This window comes from Streptomyces camelliae (genome assembly GCF_027625935.1).
Lineage (GTDB): Bacteria > Actinomycetota > Actinomycetes > Streptomycetales > Streptomycetaceae > Streptomyces > Streptomyces camelliae.
In genome coordinates, this window is the sequence record NZ_CP115300.1 from 9,195,979 (window position 1) to 9,216,339 (window position 20,361).

Genomic DNA, 20,361 nt, shown 5'->3' on the forward strand with positions numbered 1-20,361 from the left:
CGATGATCACCACACATCGACGTGAGGAGATCATCATGGGCACTTGGGATGTCGGCCCCTTCGAGAACGACATGGCCGCGGACTTCGCTTGCACCCTGGACGAGACGGCCCAGGACAAGCGTGAGGACCTCGTGCGTTCGACGCTCACCCGCACCATCCAGACTCAGGACTACCTCGAAAGCCCCGAAGGCGCAGAGACTGTCGCAGCCGCTGCCCTCATTGCGGCGCAATGCCCGCGCGGGGAACCGATCAAAACAAGCTACGGGCCCAACGAAGCCCTTCCGACCTTCTCCGAAGATCTTCGGCCGCTTGCGGTCGACGCACTCGACCGAGTGGTCGCCGAGGATTCCGAACTCGCCGAACTCTGGGACGAGACACCCGATGGCCCACAGTGGCGGCGGAGCATCAGACGCCTTCGCGCCGTCCTTGCACCCCCGTCTGGTCTTCAGGGAGACGCACTGTTCGATCTCTGACGAGATGACTCAGCGTTACCGGATCACGGAAGTTGAGCCAGAACCCGTGAAGTAGCAGCGTTTGATCAGCGGGTTGGGCAGCAGTTGGCGATCTTGAGTGCTGCAGATGCTCACGAGAAATGACGTCGCCGTGGTGCGGTGCCACCGGAGTGCGGCAGAAAGGCCGTCCCTTGATCACCGGTCGTTAGACTCCCGGGGGTTCGGGTGCTGTCGGTGGACCGGAAGGCCAAGCCGTGGACGATGACTTTTGGGTCGGCTGGCCGGAACGATGGACCGGCACGGACTGCGACGTGCGGACGGCCGTGGGCGCGATCCCGCGGGAGGTCAAGGACGGGTTCAGGTATGACGAGGTCCCTTGGCAGCGGTTCCGGCACTTCTACGGCCCGGGCGAGGAGATTCCCGGCCTGCTCGCCACGCTCGCGTCCGGGGACGCCGAAGCTGCAGACAGAGCCTTGCAGCAGCTTTGGACGAATCTTCATCATCAGGGCGGCACGATCGCGGTGGGAGCACTGGCGGTGCCGTTTCTGCTCCGGATCGCGGCGGCCGGGCGCCCCGAACTCCGAGCCCAGACCCTTCGCTTGATCGCCGAGATCGGCCGGTGCCAGCACATGGGGGACGGATCACGGGAAAGCCTGCTCCAGGTCGCCGAGGAGCCGTTGATGATCGAGGGCAGCACGATGTGCCCGGTGGACTGGACGATCCAGGCCGCCCGTCAAGCCGTCACGGACGACCTGCACCTTCTGCTCCCGCTTCTCTCCGACCCCGACCCCGAGGTCCGCTCCGTGAGCGCCTACGTCCTGGCGGCGGCGACCGGCGAGCTTTCACACGCCTCCTCTGCACTGCAAACCAGGCTGGCGAAGGAAGACGATGCGGCAGTCCGCGTGAGCCTGATCCTGGCGATCGCCCAACTCGCCCGCGAACACCAAGATGGACACGCTCCCAAATGGGCCCACGATCTGTGGTCGGATCCCGGACGACCGCCCGAGGTCCGCATCGGCGCCGGCCTGGCCTGGCTGTGCCTGGCCACCGACCCCGCCCCCGACGAGCTCCGCGCCCTCCTCACCGACCCCGGCAGCCGTCAATACGACGACCTGCTCCAGCCGGTGCCATGGCTCACCTGGGTCGACCACAATGGCGCCGGGCTGCGCAGCTGCATCGACGAAATGCTCACGGCGAACATCCCCGAAACAGTGCTTGACGATCCTTGGGGTGGAGAACCGTCAAGCTGAACCATGCAGCGGTCAGCCGGTCTTGGCGGGGGCTTCGGCCCGCGCCCGGGTGCCGGCCAGGCGGTAGGAGCCGGTGCCGGTCTCGTTCGCCTTCCCGCCGACGTCCAGCTTGGCGAGGACCAGGCCGGTGGTGTGTTCCAGCGCGGCGAGCAGGTGGATCTTCCGGCCCTTCGCCTTCGCCGCGCCGCGCAAGCTCTTGCCGTCCACGGCCAGGCCGCGGAGCCTGGCGGTCCCGGTCGCCTTCGGTCTGCGGTCCGCGAGCCAGCGTCCGACCGCCTGGTCCAGTGCGTCGCCGTCGATACGGGCCCGCAGCCGACGGACTGTTGTCTCGGCGGGCAGGACCCGCCTGGGCAGCAGCGGATCGGGGCGGGCGCCGACTTGTTCCAGCACATGCGCCGGAGCGTCGGCGATCCACTCGCCGACCGCCAGCAGCAAGGTCGCACCGGCCGGCACCGCGCACGCGGTGAGTGCCAGGACGACGGCCACCGGTGACGCACCCCGCGTGGATCACGCGGGTCCGGTACCTCGGCCAACCGTTGCAGAAGGCTCGGGACCTCCTCGCATACGACCTCGGGGTGCTCGCGGATCTGGTCAAGGGCAAGCGGGATCATCGATGACGCGTCGGCAGGCACGGTCTTCCACTCGGATCACGGGGCGTCGAGAACTCCATGATCTTGGACGCCGTGCCTGTCACGTTCCGAGCGCGCCACTGACCTGACGGGCCATCAGGAACTTGACGCCACGCGACTTCGTCGAAGCCCTGCCCGTCGTGCCGACCTGGTACTTCTCCTTGTTGCGATCGCCTGGGGTTCCAGTTACTTCTCGGCGAAGACAGCCACCTCCGCCCTGCCGTTCCTGGTTGTGCCGTTCGCCCGGTATGTCATCTCCGCGATCGGCTGCCCTCGGCCTGATCGTCACTCAAGGTGGCCTCGCTGACCTGCGACGAGCTCAGCCTCGGTGGTCGGCACCTACTGGGGCCAGGCCTTCGAGCGCGCCCACCGCAGCGGCGTAAAGCGGAACACTGCCGCCATGACCGGGGCCGAACCAGTCCACCGCGCCCATGTCGACGCCGTAGCGGAGCCCGTCCTCTCGCCGAGCGTGCCTCGCGACCCCGACACGAAGACGGTGTGAGTACGGCCACTGAGGGCAGTCAAGCCCACCCGCAGGCAGCCCATGGTAGCGTAACGTCAGTTACGCAACAGTTGTTATGCAAAAGGATGGCGGATGCCCCGACAGGTGGACCACGAAGAACGGCGAGAGGCGATCTCGCAAGCTGTGTGGCAGGTCGTCTCGGACAGTGGCCTGGAGGGACTGACGCTTCGCGCGGTCGCGACCGCGGCCGGCTGCACCACGGGGATGGTCACGCACTACTTCGCCGGCAAGAAGGAGCTGCTGGCCCATGCCCGCACCGAGATGCACCGTCGGATGGCGGCTCGGATCGACACCCTTCCCGCCGGCGAGAGCGCCCGCGACGCCCTGTACATCGTGGCCGAGCAGGCCCTGCCGCTGGACGACGAGCGGTACCTGGAGGCCGTCGTCTGGTCCCAGTTCCTCCTCAGCACCCGCAACGACCCCGCCCTGCTCGCCGAGCACACCCGCAGTCACGCTTCCTGGATCGACCGCCTGACCGCTCTGGTGCGGGCCGCCAGCCCGAACCGCCTGGAACGCGGGGAGCTCGAAACCCGGGTGCGCAGCCTCGTGGCGTGTCTGGACGGGCTCGCGCTGAACGCCGTGACCGACCCGGACGCCTATCCCCCCGACATCCAACGGCGCGTCCTGGAAACCCAGCTCGACCTGATCCTCGAAGGGAACCGCAGCCTGTGACCTCGCCCGACCCCAGCATCACCGCCGTAGCGGCCGACGACCCGAGGATCCTGCGACTGGTGCGCGACCTCGACGCCGACCTCGCGGCCCGTTATCCCGACGAGCCGTGCACCGGCGGCGCCCACATCCACCCCGAGATCCGCTTCCTGCTCGCCGAAGTTGACGGCCGGCCGGTCGGCTGCTGCGCCGTACAGCCCTTCCCGTCCCCGGACACGGCCGCCGAACTGAAGCGCATGTACGTCGTACCGCAGGCCCGCGGCCAGGGAATCGCCGCTCGTCTCCTGGCTGAGGCGGAACACACTGCCGCCACCCTCGGCCACCCGGAGGTACGTCTGGAGACGGCCGTTCACCAGCCCGAAGCCATCGCGCTGTACACGCGCGCCGGCTACACACCGATCCCCAACTATCCCCCGTACCAGGACAAGACGCTGAGCCGCTGCTACGCCAAGCCCCTGTCGCTGCCCGAGGCTCGGCCGCAGGACCGGCAGGAGCTCGCGGCCTTCCTCGCGGGCCAGGGCCTCTCGCCCCAGGACGTCCTCGCGCCCGGCACCCGGTACTGGCTCACCAGGGACGCGGCCGGCCCGGCTGTGACCGTGGGTCTGGAGCGGCAGGGTCACTGCGTGCTGCTGCGCAGCGTCGCGGTCCGTCCCGATCTTCGGGGACTCGGAGCCGCCCGGCGGCTGGTCGAGCGGGTCCTCACGGAAGCCGCCGCGTGGGGAGGACGTTCGGTGTATGTGTTCTCCACGGGCGCCGGACCCTGGTGGGAGCGGCTCGGCTTCCACTCCGTGCCGGTCGCCGAAGCCGCCGAGGCTCTGTCCGATGCGCCACAGGTCCGACAGTATCGGCAGGCCGGCACTCTGGCCGAGGAAGCCGCATGGCGCCGAGACCTCCTCGACAGCGGCGGCATCGGGGCGAGCAAGCTGTCACCCACAGACGCGGACCCCCCCGCGGCCGGTGCCTCTCACCTCGCCGGGGCCACCGACAGATGAGACAGGCCGCTTCCGGGCTGCCGCGCCCCTTTCGGTGGCTGTGGACGAGCACTCTGATCAGTCGCCTCGGCTCCTTCGTCGCCCCTTTCCTGGTCCTGTATCTAACGGCGGAACGCGGCTACTCGGCGAGCTTCGCGGGAATGGTAGCGGCGCTCTTCGGCGCCGGTGGCGCGGCGGCTTCGCTGGTGGGCGGAATGCTGACCGACCGGGTGGGGCGGCGTGCCGCGCTGCTGACCACGTAGTTGGCAGCAGCCGGGCTGCAGCCCTGGGCTTCGCGTCGACGCCCTTGCTGATCGCGTTGCTCGCGTGCGCGGCCGGCGCGGCGAGCAGTGCCTCCCGCCCGGTGGTACAGACGGTCATGGCTGATGTGGTTCCGCCGGCGGGACAGCGCCCCGCGCTCCGCACGGACTACGGCCCCAGGTTCCCGGCGCCTGGGCCGAGCGTCGACGAATGACGTCCAGCAGCTGGCGTGAGCAGGCGGCGGGGATGAAGAACAGCCCGATCATCCCCAGGCCGGTGCCCACAGCGCCCAGCAGGCCGTCCGACACCGTCGGTTCGTCCGCAAAGGTCTCGACACCTCCGCACGACTTGGTCGGCACCGCTGGGTGGTCGAACGCACGGTGTCCTGGCTGACCGGGTGCCGTCGACTGCACGCCGCTACGAGCGCAAGGCGGAGCACTTCCTCGGCTTCGTTGGCCTTGCAGCGTCCCTGATCGGGTACCGGCACCTGACGAAGACCGTCAGGGCCTGAGCCTGTTCTGCTGAGGGTCGAAGCACACCAGCTCCATGGACCGGGCCAAGGAAGCGGCGAAAGCGGAGGCTTCCTCAGGCATCCTCCAGCTCATCGGGAAGTAGATCAGCGGCCCCCTGGCCTCGCGGATCAACGGGCCGCTAGACCAGGGAGAGGCGTCGTTCTCGTCCTCAGTCGCGTCACACCACCGTTCAAGAAGCGCGGCGACGTCCGGCGATGCGCTCGGTCGGCGGCTGGTCAGCGTCCGCTTCGATGTGCAGGTCGTACAGGTCGTAGAGGTCGTTGAAGACCCAGCCAGCGGTCTTGTCGTCCGCCCGCTCAAAGACCCACGAACCGCCCACTCAGAGTGCGCGATCGGCCACTGTGCGGAGCGGGTCATCGTCAAGTGACCCAGGGACGATGACCCGTCTATGTCCGGCTGGAGACCGGATCGCCAACGCGCCCTTGCTGCGTCTCAGCTCAGTGCGTCGAGGGCGGCGATGATGTCCGACGGTTCGGCGCGCTTGGTGTAGTCGCTGTTGACGAAGGCCCAGCGGATCACGCCCTCACGATCGATGACGTAGGTGGCGGGTAGGGGCAGTGTGCGCGGATGGCCGTCGTTGACGCGCTGGAGGTCGAAGCCCAGCTTTTCGTAGACTGCGGCGAGGTCGTCAGGGAGGTCGAAGGCCAGACCGTACTGCTTGGCGGTGTCGGAGCCGATGTCGCTGAGGACGTCGAAGGTCAGGCTGTGCTTCTCGGCGAGGCTGAGGGATTCGTCGGGGATTTGCGGGGATACGGCGACCAGACGGGCGTCGCGTGCGGTGATGTCGGTGTGGTGCTGCTGGAGGGCGCGCAGGGCGATGTTGCAGTACGGGCACCAGGCGCCGCGGTAGAACGTCAGCACCACCGGGCCTTCGGCGATCAGGCCCTCCAGCGCGACCGTCTGTCCGGTGACTGAAGGCAGCCGGAAACCGGGAGCTCGTTCGCCGGCGGTGAGGGCGCGGTCGACCTGTCCGGAGTCAGCGAGTTCCTGGCCGGCCCGCTGCATGACCTGCCGCACTTCGGCGGGGATCTGCTGTTGGCGGGCTTCGTAGAAGACGCGAAGTTCAGCGTTGAGGCTGGTCACGGTGCCGTTCCTCCTGATGACGCCTGGCGCGGGGTCGTTGCCCGGCCAATTCATGAAACGATCGTTCCAAGATAGCGGCAGGGTGCGGCCGGCGCCAGGCCAGGAGCGGTATCGGCTTTCAGAGGGTGGTGAAGGGATGGTGGTCCGCCAGGGCGAGCATGCGCACGAAGTCGGCCAGGCGTACCGCCTTGCGGGCAAGGAAGCGAAGGGTCGGTGGCGCTTGTGGGCCGTATGCGGCCGTCCACAGTGCTGGTATGCGATTCATGGCCGCAGGATGGCGCCCGGGCGGCGTGGTCGGGCGCATCGTGGACGATCCTGGACGCGGCGGTTGCCCCCTGTGGTCGGCGTAAAGCTGGTAGTAGAGGCGAAAGACTTGCCGTGCCGTGTACGCGGAGTATCTTGGAACTATTATTTCAAGATGGCGGGGTGAAACATGCCGGACATCAAGCACTTCGACCCGGACGCGACCCTGGACACTGTGGTGCGGCTGTTCTGGCAGCGGGGTGTGGCCACCACTGGCGTCCAGGACATTGTGACCGCGACCGGCCTCAACCGGTCCAGCTTGTATGCCACCTTCGGCGGCAAGCAGGAGCTCTACCTTGCCGCGCTGCGCCGCTACCTCGAACAGCGGTCCCAGCCGATGTTCCGCCGGCTCACGGAGGACGAACGCGGGCTGCCCGCCATCGCCGAGTTCTTCGACGGCCTGATCAAAGCAAGGTGTTCGGGCGAGTACGCCCGCTGGGGCTGCATGGTCTCCAACGCGCACGCCGGAGCGGAGAACAGCGATCCCGGCGTCCGCGCCATCCTCGACCGGCACCATCAGGAGCTGCGGGACGCGATGTACGCGGCGCTCGTCACGGCCGAGGCCGAGGGGCAGCTGGCCGCCGGGGCCGACCCGGGGGCGGCAGCCGACCTGCTGGCCTTGCTCGCCTATGGCGTGAACCTGCGCTCGCGCGCAGGCGCCGATGCCGAGGCACTGCACAGGACGGTGTCCGCGGCGCTGGAATCAATCGGCCGACCGGCCGCCGCCTGAGGGAGATCCGTCGTGGGGGGGGGGGGGGGGGGGGGGGGGGGGGCCGGGGCGGGGGGGGGGCAGCTGCACCGGTCACGGCCTGTTCCCACGACGTCGCCTCATCAACTGGTGGCCGGCGCAAGCGAATCGCCGGACAGTCCCTCCCGTTCTTGCGGAACTGCGTTCTGACTGTCGGCCGTGTAGTCCTCCGGACTGGTCTCGTCGACGCCCTCCGGGGCCTTCAGCGCCTTCAGAACGAGAGTCAGCCCCACGGTGACGGCGACATTCAGCACGAACGCCGTCATGCCGATGTAGCCGATCTCGCCGATGCCGGGGATCTCCTTCGCCGAGCCGCCGAAGTGCTTCTGGGCCGGGGAGGCGACCCCGTACGCGGCGAACGTGCCGTAGATCATGCCGGCCGCCCAGCCGGCGAGCAGGGCCCAGCGGTGGAACCAGCGGGTGAACAGGCCGCCGACCAGGGCCGGGAAGGTCTGCAGGATCCAGATGCCGCCCAGGAGCTGGAAGTTGATGGCGACCGTCTTGTCCATGGTGAGGACGAAGACCAGGGCGCCGACCTTCACCAGGAGCGACACGAACTTGGAGACCTGGGCCTCCTGCTTCGGCGTGGCGTCCGGCTTGATGAAGTCCCGGTAGATGTTGCGGGTGAAGAGGTTCGCCGCCGCGATCGACATGATGGCCGCCGGGACCAGCGCGCCGATGCCGATGGCTGCGAAGGCCACGCCCGCGAACCAGTCCGGGAACATGTTCTCGAACAGCTGAGGGATCGCCAACTGCCCGTTGGTGACCTTCACTCCGGCCGCGATCGCCATGAACCCGAGCAGGGCGAGCAGGCCGAGCATCAGTGTGTAGAGGGGCATCACCGTCGTGCTGCGGCGAATGACGCTCCGGGGCGACCGAGGTTCGCAACAACCTGGCACGACACGACGCGGTCCGGCTTTCGTCCCCGCACCTGCGGGGGTAGCTCCTCGTGGAACTGGTGGAGCGCGCCTACGCCCGCGTCGTCCCCGCACCCGCGGGGGTAGCTCTACGTCGTCAGCCCGATCGGGAGCTTCTTCACCGTCGTCCCCGCACCCGCGGGGGTAGCTCTTTCCTGCTCCGCCAGACCAAGGGAGAGACCAAGTTGTTCCCGCACCCGTGATGGGGCTATTTGAAAATGGCTCTGTCAGCAGTTCCAGTTCCGTGAAGGCCATCAGTTTGGCCATGGCAGGACTGTGAGCTCTGGCCACTCATTCTTCCATCGGGCCGCCTTGGTCTCATAGACCTCCCGCGGGGCAAGGACCGGGTTGGGTCGAACGAGAAGGTTGAACACGTCGGAGAGCCCATGAGGCGCATAGACACGCCATTCTCCATCGGGTTCCAGCCGGACACCCAGACAGCACGTCGTCGCAGCGAAGCAGTCGATCGCGGCCTCGGTGGACTCGTGCGGCGGACAGGGCACCCCGAACTTCCGCTCATACCAAAGATGCACGCGGGCTTCGTTGCGGATCTCCACCTCGGCCGGCAGGTCAGCGAACACTTCCTGACCCGCCTTGATCACGGCATCCTCCGCTTCCCAGGAGAGTTCGCTGTCGTCGAAGTAGAAGACGTCGTAGTCCTTGATGCCGTTGGCCGGGGGCCTGCCGGTGGCCACGTTCCACACCGTCTGGAACAGGCAGCCCGCCGTCACGTACCAGCCGGGCAACTCCAGTGTTGCCGCCCTGGTCATCACGTCAGTCAAGATCTCGTTCTGGGAAAGCACGGATCGCAAGCCGTCGAGTTGCTCACTGAGAGGAAGTCGGCCAAGCATTCGCCTTGCTTACCACGATCATTCCCGGAGCTTCACGGCTGGGTGAGGATGCGCGTCCGGAGAAGTTCGAACGAGGCCCGGCCATACATCGCCCTCTTGAGTGTTTTCACCCGGTTCACGTGTCCTTCGACCACCCCGGAACTTCAAGGGAGGGTGGGGCCGGCGGTGACGGCGTCGAGGTCCTGACGATGGAGAAGTCTCACCGCGAGGCCGAAGCGGCTCAGCGACAGTACGCTGCGGATCCCAACCGGGATCCGACGGCCCCGCCGCCCTCACCGATGACCCCGGTCAAGTACGCCCGCCTGATCCACCAGATGTTCAGCCTCGTCGGCTACGCCATCGACAGTGACAACGTCGACTTGGCGGATCACCCTGACCTCGTCGACGCGATCCGCGAGCTCTACGCCCGAGCCGGCACCGCTGCCCCTCGCGCCCCTGAGGACTACTGACTGCAACCGCGGAGCGATCACCCGGTGCGGCCACCACGTCCTCCTGCCGTGCACGGAGAGTTCTCCTTCTATCTGCCGGACGGGCCGAGGAGGAAGTCCGCACAGTAGCCAGTGCCCTTCTTGCCCACCGCCATGACGACGCGGTCGGTGCGCTCCGACACGCCGAATGGTTGCCCCTCGGCAGATCCGAAATGCCCTGGCACGGCGGGTATGTGATCAATGAACTCCCTTGAAAACAAGGCTCGTTCACAGGAGTGAGGGGACTTGGAACTGAGGGGGCGAGGGGTAGCCTGAGGCCTTCCTCTTGACCCCTCGCGGAGGTGCGCACCCGGTGTCCCGGTCCTTTGTTCACCTGCACAACCACACCGAGTACTCGATGCTCGACGGCGCTCAGAAGCTCAAGCCGATGTTCGCCGAGGTCGCGAAGCAAGGCATGCCGGCCGTCGCGATGAGTGACCACGGCAATATGTTCGGTGCGTACGAGTTCCACCAGGTGGCCAAGGGCTTCGACGGCGTGAAGCCGATCATCGGGATCGAGGCGTATGTCGCTCCTTCGTCGCGGCGTAACCGGAAGCAGGAGTTCTGGGGGCCGGGCGGGCAGCGCGCCATGTCGGACGACGGTGAGGGCTCGAAGGATGTCTCCGGCGGTGGCCGCTTCACCCATATGACGATGTGGGCGACCGGCGCGCAGGGTCTGCGCAACCTCTTCTACCTCTCGACGGAGGCCAGCTACACCGGCCAGTTCCCGGCGGGCAAGCCCCGTATGGACATGGAGCTGATCAGTGAGCACGCGGAGGGCATCATCGCGACGACCGGGTGCCCGTCCGGCGCGATTCAGACCCGGCTGCGGCTGAACCAGTACGACGAGGCCCGCGGGGTCGCCGCTGCCTACCAGGACATCTTCGGCAAGGAGAACTACTTCCTGGAGCTGATGGACCACGGGCTGTCCATCGAGCGGGAGGTCCGGGACGGGCTGCTGCGGCTCGCCAAGGAGCTGGACATCCCGGTGCTGGCCACGAACGACGCGCACTACGTCCACGAGGACCAGGCCGACGCGCACGACAACCTGCTGTGCATCGGTGTCGGCAAGAACAAGGCCGACGAGAAGCGGTTCCGGTTCCAGGGCAGCGGCTACTACCTGAAGACCGCCGAGGAGATGCGGTCTCTGTTCGCCGAGTTGCCGGAGGCGTGTGAGAACACGTTGCTGATCGCCGAGCGGATCGGTTCGTATGACGAGGTCTTCGACTACGTCGACGAGATGCCCCAGTTCCCTGATGTGCCTGAGGGGGAGACGCAGGAGTCCTGGCTGCGCAAGGAGGTGCGCAAGGGGCTCGCCATGCGTTACGGCGATCCGATCCCCGCGGAAGTGCTGGAGCGCTTCGAGACCGAGATGTCGGTCATCGGCCCCATGGGGTTCTCCTCGTACTTCCTCGTGGTCGCCGACATCTGCAAGTACGCCCGCGACAACGGTGTCCCTGTGGGACCGGGACGTGGTTCGGCCACCGGCTCGATCGTCGCGTACGCGACTCGGATCACCGAGCTGTGCCCGCTGGAGCACGGCCTGCTGTTCGAGCGGTTCCTCAACCCCGAGCGCATCAACCCGCCGGACGTCGACCTGGACTTCGACGACCGCCAGCGCGACAAGATGGTGCGCTACGTCACCGAGAAGTACGGCGACGCGTACACCGCCATGGTGAACACGTTCGGCAAGATCAAGGCCAAGAACGCGATCAAGGACTCCTCCCGGATCCTGGGCTACCCCTTCTCCCACGGTGAGCGCATCACGAAGGCGCTGCCGCCGGACATCATGGGCAAGTCGATCCCGTTGTCCGGCATCTTCGACCCGGAGCACCCGCGCTACGGCGAGGCCGGCGAGATCCGGCAGATGTACGAGAACGAGCCGGACGTGAAGAAGGTCATGGACACCGCCAAAGGTGTCGAGGGCCTGACCCGGGGCACGGGCGTCCACGCGGCCGCGGTCATTCTGTCCAAGACCAAGCTGACGGACCGCATCCCGCTGCACATGCGGGCCTCCGACGGCGTGAAGATCACCGGCTTCGACTATCCGTCGTGCGAAGCCATGGGTCTGATCAAGATGGACTTCCTGGGGCTGCGGAACCTGGGCGTCATCGACCACGCGCTGCAGAACATCAGGGAGAACCGCGGCGTCAAACTCGCCACCGTCGATCCGATGAACGGCGACAAGGACACCGTCGTCATCCCCCTGGATGACCGGAAGACCTTCGAACTGCTGGGCCGAGGCGACACCTTCGGTGTGTTCCAGCTCGACGGCGGCGGTATGCGCGCGCTCCTGAAGCTGATGGAGCCATCCCGATTCGAGGACATCGCGGCAGCCCTGGCGCTGTACCGGCCCGGCCCTATGGCGGCCAACGCGCACACCAACTACGCGCTGCGTCAGAACGGCAAGCAGGACCCCGACCCCATCCACCCGGAGCTGAAGGACGTCCTCGACCCGATCCTCGGATCCACCCACCACCTGCTCATCTTCCAGGAGCAGATCATGGCCATCGCCCGGACGCTGGCCGGGTACACCCTCGGCGGCGCCGACATGCTGCGCCGCGCGATGGGCAAGAAGAAACCCGAGGTCCTGGCCGCGGAGTGGAAGAACTTCCATGCCGGTATGACGGGCAACGGCTACTCGGAAGAAGCCACCAAGGCGATCTGGGACGTCATGCTCCCGTTCTCCGGCTACGCCTTCAACAAGTCCCACACCGCCGGCTACGGGCTCGTCTCCTACTGGACCGCCTACCTGAAGGCCAACTACCCGGCCGAGTACATGGCCGCCCTGCTCACCTCCGTCGGCGACGACAAGGACAAGGCCGGCGTCTACCTGGCCGACGCCCGCAAGCTCGGCGTCACCGTCCTTGCACCCGACGTCAACGAATCCCTGGCCGAGTTCGCGGCCGTCGGCGACGACGTCCGCTTCGGCCTGCTCTCGGTGCGCAACGTCGGCGAGAACGTGATCGAGTCGATCACCATGGCACGGAAGTCCAAGGGGAAGTTCACCTCGTTCCAGGACTTCCTCGACAAGGTCGACCTGCCCGCGTTGAACAAGCGGGCCATCGACTCGCTCATCAAGGCCGGCGCGTTCGACTCCCTTGGCCACACCCGCAAGGGTCTGGCCACTGTGCACGAGATGGCAGTCGACGCGGTCGTGCCGCTGAAGAAGGCCGCCGCGTACGGGCAGGATGACCTGTTCGCCGGTCTGGGTGGCGCAGATGGCGGCGGCGACGCCGGGCTGGGTCTCGACATGAAGATCGGTGAGGAGGAGTGGCCGCGCAAGCAGCTGCTGTCCATCGAGCGCGAGATGCTCGGCTTGTACGTCTCCGCTCATCCACTGGACGGCACCGAGAACATCCTCGCGGCCAACCGCGACACCACGATCGTCGACCTGCTGTCCTCCGGCCGCACCGAGGGCATCGTGCGCCTGTCCGGCCTGATCACCGGCGTACAGCTGAAGATCACCAAGCAGGGCAACAACTGGGCGATCGTCAACCTCGCCGACCGGGACGGCACGATCGAAGTCCTCTTCTTCCCCGCCACGTACCAGCTCGTCGCAGGCGCCCTGGTCGAAGACAGCGTGGTGTCCGTCCAGGGCCGCATCAACGACCGCGACGGATCGATCAGCATCTTCGGCCAGGAACTGCAGGTACTCGACGTCACCTCAGCAGAACGCACCGGAGCGGCACCCGTAGTGCTCACGTTGCCCTACCACCGCATCAACGAGCCCGCGCTCAAGGAACTCAGCCGGATCGTAGGGGCCCACCCCGGCGAGAACCCGGTCCACCTCTTCGTTCGCGGAGTACAGAAGACGATCGTCTACCGATTGCAGGCCACCGTGAATGCCACCACGATCGCCTCCGACATCAAGGGATCATTCGGGCCCGACGCATGGCAAGGAGTCGCGTGACCGATCCGAACGCCGGCAACGAGGAGATTCCACCTCCGACTCGACACCCCTCCGCCTTGCACCCGATGCGAAGGCCCCACTCTTTTGCTGGCACGGTCTCCGCCACGGCGGCCCCCTACATCCCGCCTCCCTACAAGGGAACCGACGGCTTCAGCGGCGTGTGCGGTGACGGCCGCCTGCGCGGCCTCGGCTACTTCGCGCCAGCGGACCCACTGCGCGTCGTAGTCGCCGCCGGCCAGGCTCGCGAGCTTCGCCCGCTCCTGTTCGGCGGAACGTTCAGGCATGATCAATTCATAGGGGACCTCTGTCACGACCGGATCCTGGACGGCGGCGATCACGACAGGCCGGCTCTCAAAGCCACCGGCCGATCGGGTAGAGCCGTCCTCGGCCTGGAGGCCGCTGCCCATGCCCGGGCTGCTGGCAGCTCGCGTCTGCGGTGACGGCGTGTGGGGTACAGCCGCCTTCGGCCATGCGGCACCCGGAGGCACCTACCGGAGCCGTCTGTCAACGCGCCGTCGGCCGGGACGTGGAGGTGTGCCTGGCCGTGCCCCGGTCGCCGTCAGCTCAGGTCAGCGGTGGGGCTATGGATCCGGTGGCGCCCTCGGATACCCGGCGTGTTTGCGGACGTGGCCGGCAGGCCGGGTCGGCTGGCGGTCGGCGGGCTCACCGGCGTGGCTGCACGGGCCCTGGATCCCGGGCCGGCCTCCTGGCGGGCGGGTTCCGTCGTTTCCCACCCGTTCGGGGGCGGTGGAAACGCCGGGAGGGAAATCGGATGACGAGGGCGCCATCAGATGTACCCGCGGGAGGCGTTCGGGGCGGAAATCCCCAGGTGGATCGGCCGACGGGAGAAGGGGCGCCGGCCCGGGCACCAGGATGCGACGCTTGGTGCCGGGGCCGGTGGTGCGCGCAGGGCGCACGGGTTGTCCGACAATGGGATTGGGGTACCCCGGCCCGATTCCGGCGGGCCGGGGCCCCGTGTGGTGCTGTGGGCTTCGGGTCAGTCCCGGCCGCCCTCGCCGCCCCAGCCGCCCTCGCCGCGGCCACCGCGCTCGCCGCGGTCGTCGTGGTCGCAGACCACGCGGAAGCTGGCGACGACGCCGTCCTTGACCTTCACGCCGTCCTCCATCTTCTCGTGGTGCTCGCCCTTCTCGTCGTGCTCGCGGTTCTCACAGTTCTCGTGCTCGCCCTTCTCGTCCTCGTCCTTGAACCTCGGGCAGACGCCGTCGGAGGAGCTGTGGGGGCCGACGGTGGCGATGGGGGCGCCGTTGTCGCAGACGGCTCCGCGGAAGACCTCGACGGTCTTGTGGCTTTCGTTGCGGATGTTGAGGGTCTTGGCGCCCAGGCCGCTGACGACGGTGATGCAGTCGCCGGGGTGGGCGGAGTAGGACCGCTCGTTGACCTCGATCCGGCCCTCCTCCCTGCGCTCCTCGTGGCGCCGGCCTTCCTCGCGCCGGCCTTCGTTGCCCTTGCCTTCGTTGCCCTTGCCCTGCCCTTCGTTGTTGTTGCCCTTGTTCTGTCCGGAGTCGCCGCCGAAGGGCGCTGCCGAGGCGGCGGCCGGGGCCGCCTGGGGTGCCGGGGCGGGGGCCGCCGAGGCGTAGGTGATGCCGGTCACGGCGAGTGCCGCGGCGGCCGAGACACCTGCGGTCACCATGGTGGAACGAGCGAGCTTCACGTCGCTTCTCCTGTCTGGATATCTCGGAGATGCCGGCTCGTCAGCCGACTGCGATCAAACGTACTCATAGCTCTCATATCGGTGCATATCGAGAGGCTCGGGGCGGGGGCCGACCGGGGTATATACGGCCCCGCCTGCCGTCATGTCAGAGCGTGAAGCGGCCCGGAGATCAGGTGTATTGAATGAGCATTAGCCCTCCCGGATGATCTGCTGACGCCTCCTCACCCCTTGCCTGCTGCGTGTCGCTACGAAAGCCATGACTGATCCGTGTTAGGGCCTGTGTGGTGTCGTGATCAATCTTGCCGATCCGGGTCCCTCAGGACGGGGGATCCGGTAGGAAGACCATCGTGACACGCAGGCAACTCACCGACGAACAGTGGAAGTTGATCGAGCCGTTCCTGCCGATAGGCGAGTACGGACCGTACCCCACACGACTGCGGGATCAGTTCGAGGGGGTGATCTGGCGGTTCCGCACCAGCAGCCAGTGGCGGGAGATGCCCGGCGAGTTCGGACCGTGGCCGACGGTCTACGGCCGCTTCCGGGTGTGGAGGGACGCCGGAGTCTTCACCGCACTGCTCGAAGGCTTGATCACTGAGGCCGCCCGCCAGGGACAGACGGACTTATCCCTGGTCAGCGTGGACTCCACCACGGCCCGCGCTCACCACGACGCGGCCGGGATGCGCATCGGCAAGGAGGTCCTGGACGCCCTTGAGGAAGCCGCCGTCGAACAGGAACGGGCCCGGCAAAAAGGGGCGGCCCGCCAGAACAGAGCGGACAGCACGGCAGTGACGACCCCGAGCGCGAAGAGCGGCGGCACATCAGGCGACGGCGCAAGCTCCGCTTGAGCCAGGCCCTGCTCGGCAGATCCCGCGGTGGACTGACGAGCAAGATTCACCTGGCCGCAGACCGCAAGTGTCGTCCGCTGTCCCTCGTCCTGACCGCAGGACAGGCCGCCGACAGCCCGCAATTCGTCCCCGTGCTGCAGAAGGTGCGCATCCGTCTTCCCGTCGGGCGGCCCCGGACCCGGCCCGACGCTGTCGCCGCGGACAAGGCCTACTCCTCCCGTGCCAACCGCTCCTACCTGCGGAGTCGCAACATCAAGGCAGTCATCCCGGAGAAGACGGACCAGGCCGCCAACCGGAAGAAGAAGGGCAGACGGGGCGGTCGCCCCACACGCCACGACGCCGAGCTCTACAAGGAGCGCAACACCGTCGAGCGCCTGATCAACAAGCTAAAGGCCTGGCGGGGCATCGCGACTCGACACGACAAAACACCCGAGAGCTACCTCGCCGGCCTCCACCTCCGTGCCTCGATGATCTGGATCAACGACCTCCTGAAGGCAACCGGTTGATCACAACATCACACAGGCCCTAGGGCGTGTGTCGGAAGTGCTCTAGGTTGGCTCACGTGAGTGCGCGGGGGCGGAGTTACCAATATGTCGGACCGGTCGAGCTGAAGGCTGCGGTCCGGCCTGGTAGCGGCGGATGCCGGATCAGCTCGGCGGCTGAGTTCGGCGACTGGATCGCTGGGCGATCGGCGGTGGAGCTGGCCGAACCGTTCACCTTCGTGGTCGGCACGGACGGTGCGCTTCGGCTGGCGCCGCGGCGGAGCGAGCACGTGGCCTGTGCCGGCGGAGCAATGGTTTTGAGTGCAGGCGAGATCCGCTTCGTGCGTGAGGCGGACCGGTGGGTCGTGAGCGAGGTCAGCAACCACTCCACCGGGTACTGCCCAGACGTCACTTCTTGGTCGGAAGTCGCCCGCGCTCTCGACAACGTAGAGCTCGGGCGGCCGGCCAGCTTCACCCATGAAGTGGTGTTCCGGCGCTGCCGTGGCTGCCAGGAACACAACATCGTGCGCGAGGACGACTTCGTCTGCGTCTTCTGCGGCGGCGATCTGCCGGAGAACTGGAACGTGGATCCCACCGCATGACGGCCGAGGGTGATCTGTCCTGCGAGACGGGGAACGAAGTCGCCGGGCCAGCCGTCGGGACGCGACCAGCGGGCTGGCCCATGAGCAGGCGGGCGGCGGCGAGTGTACGGGGGACAACCCTGTGACCACGGAGGCCTCGTGATGGGCTCGCCCCGGCTGGAGCTCTCGCCGGAGCGACTGCGACAGATCCAACACTTCGTTGAGGAGATCCGGCGGCGCCAGGCGGCGTACCCGCCTCCGAAGCCGCCGCAGCGCCCTCGCCGAACGCGGCAGTACCCGGCGGCCGGTCGAACCCGCCGTGGCAGCCAGCGCGCTACCGCAGGCGCCGCCGGGGATGAACCGAACGAGAACCGGTCAGCCGGAAGACGACCGGACCAGGCAACTGCAGTAGATGGGCAAGGTCTTTCCTCGCCAGCTGCCGCCCACCGTCCAGCCCTGGGGCAACGCCTCTGCGGGTGTCAGGAGGGGAGACTGGACGTCAGCGCCTTGACCTGGCTCATGTAGGTCATGACGGACCGTTCGCGGCGCCATGGGTGAAGCGCGCTGGTGAAGATCTTGATGTAGTCGAGGCCACGCGCGGTCTGTAGCCGGGAGAAGAGCTGGAGCGATTCCTGCCCCAGCGGCAAGGCAGCGTCCAGGTTCCCCTGCTGGGCATGCACGGTAGCCAGGACGGACAGCCGGATGCCCCTGGACCTGGCGAACGCATCCCCGGGCATCGCTCCCAGGGCGTGCCATGCGAAGGCCGACTTCGGACGCTCCAGGTCCCGGAAGATCTCAGTAGCATCTGTGACGATGCGCTGCCGGGTGAAGAAGTCGATCCAGGGCCGCTCTCCAACGCCTTCAGCCCGCCCGCGTTCCTCAAGCTGCTCGGCGGTGGCCAAACAGGCACAGGCCGCGCGCACGTCCCCGTCCCGTGCGTGCGCGCGTGCCTCGATCAGCTTGGCGAAGCCGAGCACCCGGGGGTCGGCGGCTGGTACCCGCTCGTAGGCCCCCTGAGCCATGTCGATGGCCTGTGAGGCGAACCCACGCATCAGTGCTTGCATGGCCATCGTGGCCAGGATGTACGAGCCTAGGTGGATGTCGCCCGCTGCCTTGGCCAGTCGCAGAGCCTGGATGTAGTGGCGCTGCGCGGCCTGGTGCTGGCCGGCGTCGAACGCTGTCCAGCCTGCCAGGCGGGCCATCTCAGCGGTCACGGAGAACAACTCACGGCCATCCCGTTCCGAGTACCGGGCGCGCAGCAGCGGTGTGACGCGCTCGTCCAGGTACTCGGTGATCGAATGGGACTTCCACAAAGCCCCGCCGAACCGTGAGTCCCACATTCGTGCGCTGTTGGCCGCCGTGCGCAGCTCTTCGATATGCGCGCGGCCGAGGGCGGTGACCCCGGGCGACGGCCTCATAGGCTCGGTGGGGCTCACCAGCCAGCGGGTCACCGGTTCAGAGAAAGCGGAGGCGGCGAAGGACGTCGCGGCCAGGAAGTTGCGTCGGTTCACGTTACTCCAATACGAGGCCGCTTCGGTGAGCGCCCGCCGTTGATCTCGCGGAAAGGCGAGACCGGTCACGCGGTCGCTCTGTGCTGATTCCATGCCGATATCGGCCAGGCTCACGGCCCGCCCGAGGCGTTCGGCGAGCGCTGTGCAGATGTGCTGGGGGACCGGCCACCTCGGCTGCATGCCCCGGCGGGTCCAGTTGGCCACGGAGGTGTGCGTGTACTCACTGGCGATGCCCTCGGCCAAACACAGTTCGTTCAGCCGGTGCGCCAACCGCTTATGGCTGATACCGGACTCCCCGATCAGCTTGTCCAGGTAGACGTTCGCCTTGCGGCTTAATACTCCAGTCTGGTTTCGTGATCTACCCGGCGGATTCGTCGGGGGTTCGTCGTCGGTAGTGACTGCGTCGGGCTGTTGCCTGGTGGTGTCGGCGCCAGATGGACCAGTGCAGCAGCCTGGCCGTCGACACGGCAGGCGGGTTGAAGACGGCACCGAAGAGACGGCGGATCTCGGGCACGGTCAGCGTGACCGGATCGAGGCTGTGGTCGAAGTAGTGCGGACCGGCTGGCCGCTGTGGTGCCGCGTCGGCGGCGACGGCGGTCAGGAAGGCCAAGGCGAGCATGGCGAGCGTGATGTGCCGGTGCCAGGAGGTCCAGTGCCTCACCTGATAGTGGTCCAGGCCGACCTGGCTCTTCGCGGCCTGGAAGCACTCCTCCACGCTCCAACGGACACCAGCGACGCGGACCAGCTCGGCCAGGGAGACCGTGGCGGGCGACCAGCACAGATAGAAGGCGAGTTCACCGGTGGAGAGGTTGCGTCGGATCAGCAGGTGTCGGTTCGCGCCGATGCCGATGTGGATCCAGGCCCAGTCGTAGTACCGAGGACCTTTCGCGCCGATGCCGGCACTCTGACGATGCCAGGCCGTGGCGGGCAGCCGGCCGGCAACGGTGTCCGCGCGAACGGCAGTGCGGCCGTGGTTGATCCTTACCCGCGTCGAGCAGGCGACGGCCAGGACATAGCCGGTGCCGCGTGCCTCAAGGACGGCGCGGAGACGTGGGTCCTGGCCGTAGGCTTCGTCACCGGTCACCCAGGGCGCGGTGATTCCGGCGTCCAGCGCTGCGGCGATCATCTCCCCGGCCAGAAAGGGCTTGGTCTGGAACCGCACTTCGTCGGGTATTCCCGCAGCGTGGCGGCGTTCGGGATCATCAGCCCATGACTGCTCGGGCAGGTAAAGCCGACGGTCGATCAGAGCACGTCCCCGGCTGGTTGCCAGCGCAAGGAAAACGCCGACCTGGGAGTTCTCGATGCGTCCCGCAGTGCCGGTGTACTGCCTCTGCACCCCTGCCGAGGACCGGCCCTTCTTCAGGAAGCCGGTCTCGTCCACGATCAGGACACCGTCGGGGGCGGCGAGGTTTTCCGCGGCGTAGGAACGCAGGTCGTCGCGGACCGCGTCGGCATCCCAGCAGGCATAGCGCAGTAGACGCTGCAGCGACCCGGGGCGCGTATGGCCCGCTTGCTCGGCCATCTGCCAGCAGTTCTTCCGCTCCACGCCCGACAGCAGCCCGAGCAGGTAGGAGCGGGCTGACGCGCGGGGCTCAACCCGCCGGAACCGGCCCGCGATCCGGGCCATGACCTGGTCGAACATCGCCCACCAACGGGCAGGGTCTGGGCTATGCCGTGCAGCCACCGCACGATCTTCAAGA

Annotated in this window: 17 protein-coding genes and 4 pseudogenes; 12 read left to right on the forward strand and 9 right to left on the reverse strand. The window is 67.5% G+C overall.

Annotated features, from left to right (window positions below):
• Positions 1-2 precede the first annotated feature (2 nt).
• The gene (locus tag O1G22_RS42390; RefSeq protein ID WP_270086178.1) at positions 3-473 is read left to right on the forward strand and encodes a DUF4259 domain-containing protein; all 471 of its coding nucleotides are present in this window, start codon (positions 3-5) and stop codon (positions 471-473) included.
• Between the two features lie 233 nt (positions 474-706).
• Positions 707-1,702 carry a hypothetical protein gene (locus tag O1G22_RS42395; protein WP_270086179.1) on the forward strand — a complete coding sequence of 332 codons (996 nt, stop codon included), beginning with the start codon at positions 707-709 and terminating at the stop codon, positions 1,700-1,702.
• Between the two features lie 12 nt (positions 1,703-1,714).
• Here the strand turns inward: O1G22_RS42395 and O1G22_RS42400 are convergent, their stop codons facing one another.
• Positions 1,715-2,188: a transposase family protein gene (locus O1G22_RS42400; RefSeq protein ID WP_270086180.1), complete on the reverse strand. Its 474-nt coding sequence runs from the start codon at positions 2,186-2,188 to the stop codon at positions 1,715-1,717.
• A 738-nt stretch (positions 2,189-2,926) separates the two neighbouring features.
• On the opposite strand from O1G22_RS42400, the gene O1G22_RS42410 reads away from it, so the two are divergent.
• From O1G22_RS42410 to O1G22_RS42425, 4 genes and pseudogenes are all read left to right on the forward strand, one after another.
• A complete protein-coding gene (locus O1G22_RS42410) occupies positions 2,927-3,526 on the forward strand; it encodes a TetR/AcrR family transcriptional regulator (protein ID WP_270086181.1) in 600 nt (199 codons plus the stop codon).
• A complete protein-coding gene (locus O1G22_RS42415; RefSeq protein WP_270086182.1) occupies positions 3,523-4,515 on the forward strand; it encodes a GNAT family N-acetyltransferase in 993 nt (330 codons plus the stop codon). Before O1G22_RS42410 ends, O1G22_RS42415 begins: the two co-directional genes overlap by 4 nt.
• Positions 4,512-4,757, forward strand: a complete 246-nt coding sequence (locus O1G22_RS42420) for an MFS transporter (RefSeq protein WP_270086183.1) — start codon at positions 4,512-4,514, stop codon at positions 4,755-4,757. The genes O1G22_RS42415 and O1G22_RS42420 overlap by 4 nt, the downstream gene beginning before the upstream one ends.
• A 309-nt stretch (positions 4,758-5,066) precedes the next feature.
• Positions 5,067-5,266: pseudogene (locus O1G22_RS42425) on the forward strand (transposase); the annotation flags it as partial.
• A gap of 191 nt (positions 5,267-5,457) precedes the next feature.
• On the opposite strand, the gene O1G22_RS42430 reads toward O1G22_RS42425, so the two are convergent.
• From O1G22_RS42430 to O1G22_RS42440, 3 genes are all read right to left on the reverse strand, one after another.
• Entirely contained in the window at positions 5,458-5,607 is a 150-nt protein-coding gene (locus O1G22_RS42430) for a hypothetical protein (RefSeq protein WP_270086184.1), read from the reverse strand.
• A 113-nt stretch (positions 5,608-5,720) separates the two neighbouring features.
• On the reverse strand, positions 5,721-6,371 hold the full coding sequence (locus O1G22_RS42435; RefSeq protein ID WP_270086185.1) for a peroxiredoxin-like family protein: 651 nt from the start codon (positions 6,369-6,371) through the stop codon (positions 5,721-5,723).
• 118 nt (positions 6,372-6,489) lie between these two features.
• The gene (locus O1G22_RS42440) at positions 6,490-6,636 is read right to left on the reverse strand and encodes a hypothetical protein (RefSeq protein WP_270086186.1); all 147 of its coding nucleotides are present in this window, start codon (positions 6,634-6,636) and stop codon (positions 6,490-6,492) included.
• A gap of 168 nt (positions 6,637-6,804) precedes the next feature.
• On the opposite strand from O1G22_RS42440, the gene O1G22_RS42445 reads away from it, so the two are divergent.
• Positions 6,805-7,404: a TetR/AcrR family transcriptional regulator gene (locus tag O1G22_RS42445; RefSeq protein WP_270086187.1), complete on the forward strand. Its 600-nt coding sequence runs from the start codon at positions 6,805-6,807 to the stop codon at positions 7,402-7,404.
• A gap of 101 nt (positions 7,405-7,505) precedes the next feature.
• Here the strand turns inward: O1G22_RS42445 and O1G22_RS42450 are convergent.
• Together O1G22_RS42450 and O1G22_RS42455 are read right to left on the reverse strand one after the other, a co-directional pair.
• Positions 7,506-8,291 (reverse strand): annotated as a pseudogene (locus tag O1G22_RS42450) (sodium:solute symporter family transporter); the annotation flags it as partial.
• 302 nt (positions 8,292-8,593) lie between these two features.
• On the reverse strand, positions 8,594-9,190 hold the full coding sequence (locus O1G22_RS42455; protein ID WP_270086188.1) for a nucleotidyltransferase family protein: 597 nt from the start codon (positions 9,188-9,190) through the stop codon (positions 8,594-8,596).
• 188 nt (positions 9,191-9,378) lie between these two features.
• Between O1G22_RS42455 and O1G22_RS42460 the strand changes: the two genes are divergently transcribed.
• The 3 genes from O1G22_RS42460 (at position 9,379) to O1G22_RS42470 (ending at position 14,010) form a co-directional block, all read left to right on the forward strand.
• Positions 9,379-9,639 carry a hypothetical protein gene (locus tag O1G22_RS42460; RefSeq protein WP_270086189.1) on the forward strand — a complete coding sequence of 87 codons (261 nt, stop codon included), beginning with the start codon at positions 9,379-9,381 and terminating at the stop codon, positions 9,637-9,639.
• Between the two features lie 331 nt (positions 9,640-9,970).
• Entirely contained in the window at positions 9,971-13,570 is a 3,600-nt protein-coding gene (gene dnaE, locus O1G22_RS42465; protein WP_270086190.1) for a DNA polymerase III subunit alpha, read from the forward strand.
• Positions 13,567-14,010, forward strand: a complete 444-nt coding sequence (locus O1G22_RS42470; protein WP_270086191.1) for a hypothetical protein — start codon at positions 13,567-13,569, stop codon at positions 14,008-14,010. The genes dnaE and O1G22_RS42470 overlap by 4 nt, the downstream gene beginning before the upstream one ends.
• A 557-nt stretch (positions 14,011-14,567) precedes the next feature.
• Here the strand turns inward: O1G22_RS42470 and O1G22_RS42475 are convergent.
• Positions 14,568-15,242: a hypothetical protein gene (locus O1G22_RS42475; RefSeq protein ID WP_270086192.1), complete on the reverse strand. Its 675-nt coding sequence runs from the start codon at positions 15,240-15,242 to the stop codon at positions 14,568-14,570.
• Positions 15,243-15,589: 347 nt separating this feature from the next.
• Between O1G22_RS42475 and O1G22_RS42480 the strand changes: the two are divergent.
• Positions 15,590-16,593 (forward strand): annotated as a pseudogene (locus O1G22_RS42480) (IS5 family transposase).
• Between the two features lie 56 nt (positions 16,594-16,649).
• Entirely contained in the window at positions 16,650-17,171 is a 522-nt protein-coding gene (locus O1G22_RS42485; protein WP_270086193.1) for a hypothetical protein, read from the forward strand.
• A gap of 458 nt (positions 17,172-17,629) precedes the next feature.
• On the opposite strand, the gene O1G22_RS42490 is transcribed toward O1G22_RS42485, so the two are convergent.
• A complete protein-coding gene (locus O1G22_RS42490; protein WP_487416697.1) occupies positions 17,630-18,973 on the reverse strand; it encodes an NsdA family TPR-like regulatory protein in 1,344 nt (447 codons plus the stop codon).
• Between the two features lie 265 nt (positions 18,974-19,238).
• Positions 19,239-20,303 (reverse strand): annotated as a pseudogene (locus O1G22_RS42495) (IS701 family transposase); the annotation flags it as partial.
• Positions 20,304-20,361 lie beyond the last annotated feature (58 nt).

Excerpts from the sequence above, each read along its gene's own strand:
- O1G22_RS42390 (WP_270086178.1), top strand. The coding sequence starts at position 3 with ATGATCACCACACATCGACGTGAGGAGATCATCATGGGCACTTGGGAT.
- O1G22_RS42410 (WP_270086181.1), top strand. The coding sequence starts at position 2,927 with ATGCCCCGACAGGTGGACCACGAAGAACGGCGAGAGGCGATCTCGCAA.
- O1G22_RS42420 (WP_270086183.1), top strand. The coding sequence starts at position 4,512 with ATGAGACAGGCCGCTTCCGGGCTGCCGCGCCCCTTTCGGTGGCTGTGG.
- O1G22_RS42440 (WP_270086186.1), bottom strand. The coding sequence starts at position 6,636 with ATGAATCGCATACCAGCACTGTGGACGGCCGCATACGGCCCACAAGCG.
- O1G22_RS42445 (WP_270086187.1), top strand. The coding sequence starts at position 6,805 with ATGCCGGACATCAAGCACTTCGACCCGGACGCGACCCTGGACACTGTG.
- O1G22_RS42455 (WP_270086188.1), bottom strand. The coding sequence starts at position 9,190 with ATGCTTGGCCGACTTCCTCTCAGTGAGCAACTCGACGGCTTGCGATCC.
- O1G22_RS42460 (WP_270086189.1), top strand. The coding sequence starts at position 9,379 with ATGGAGAAGTCTCACCGCGAGGCCGAAGCGGCTCAGCGACAGTACGCT.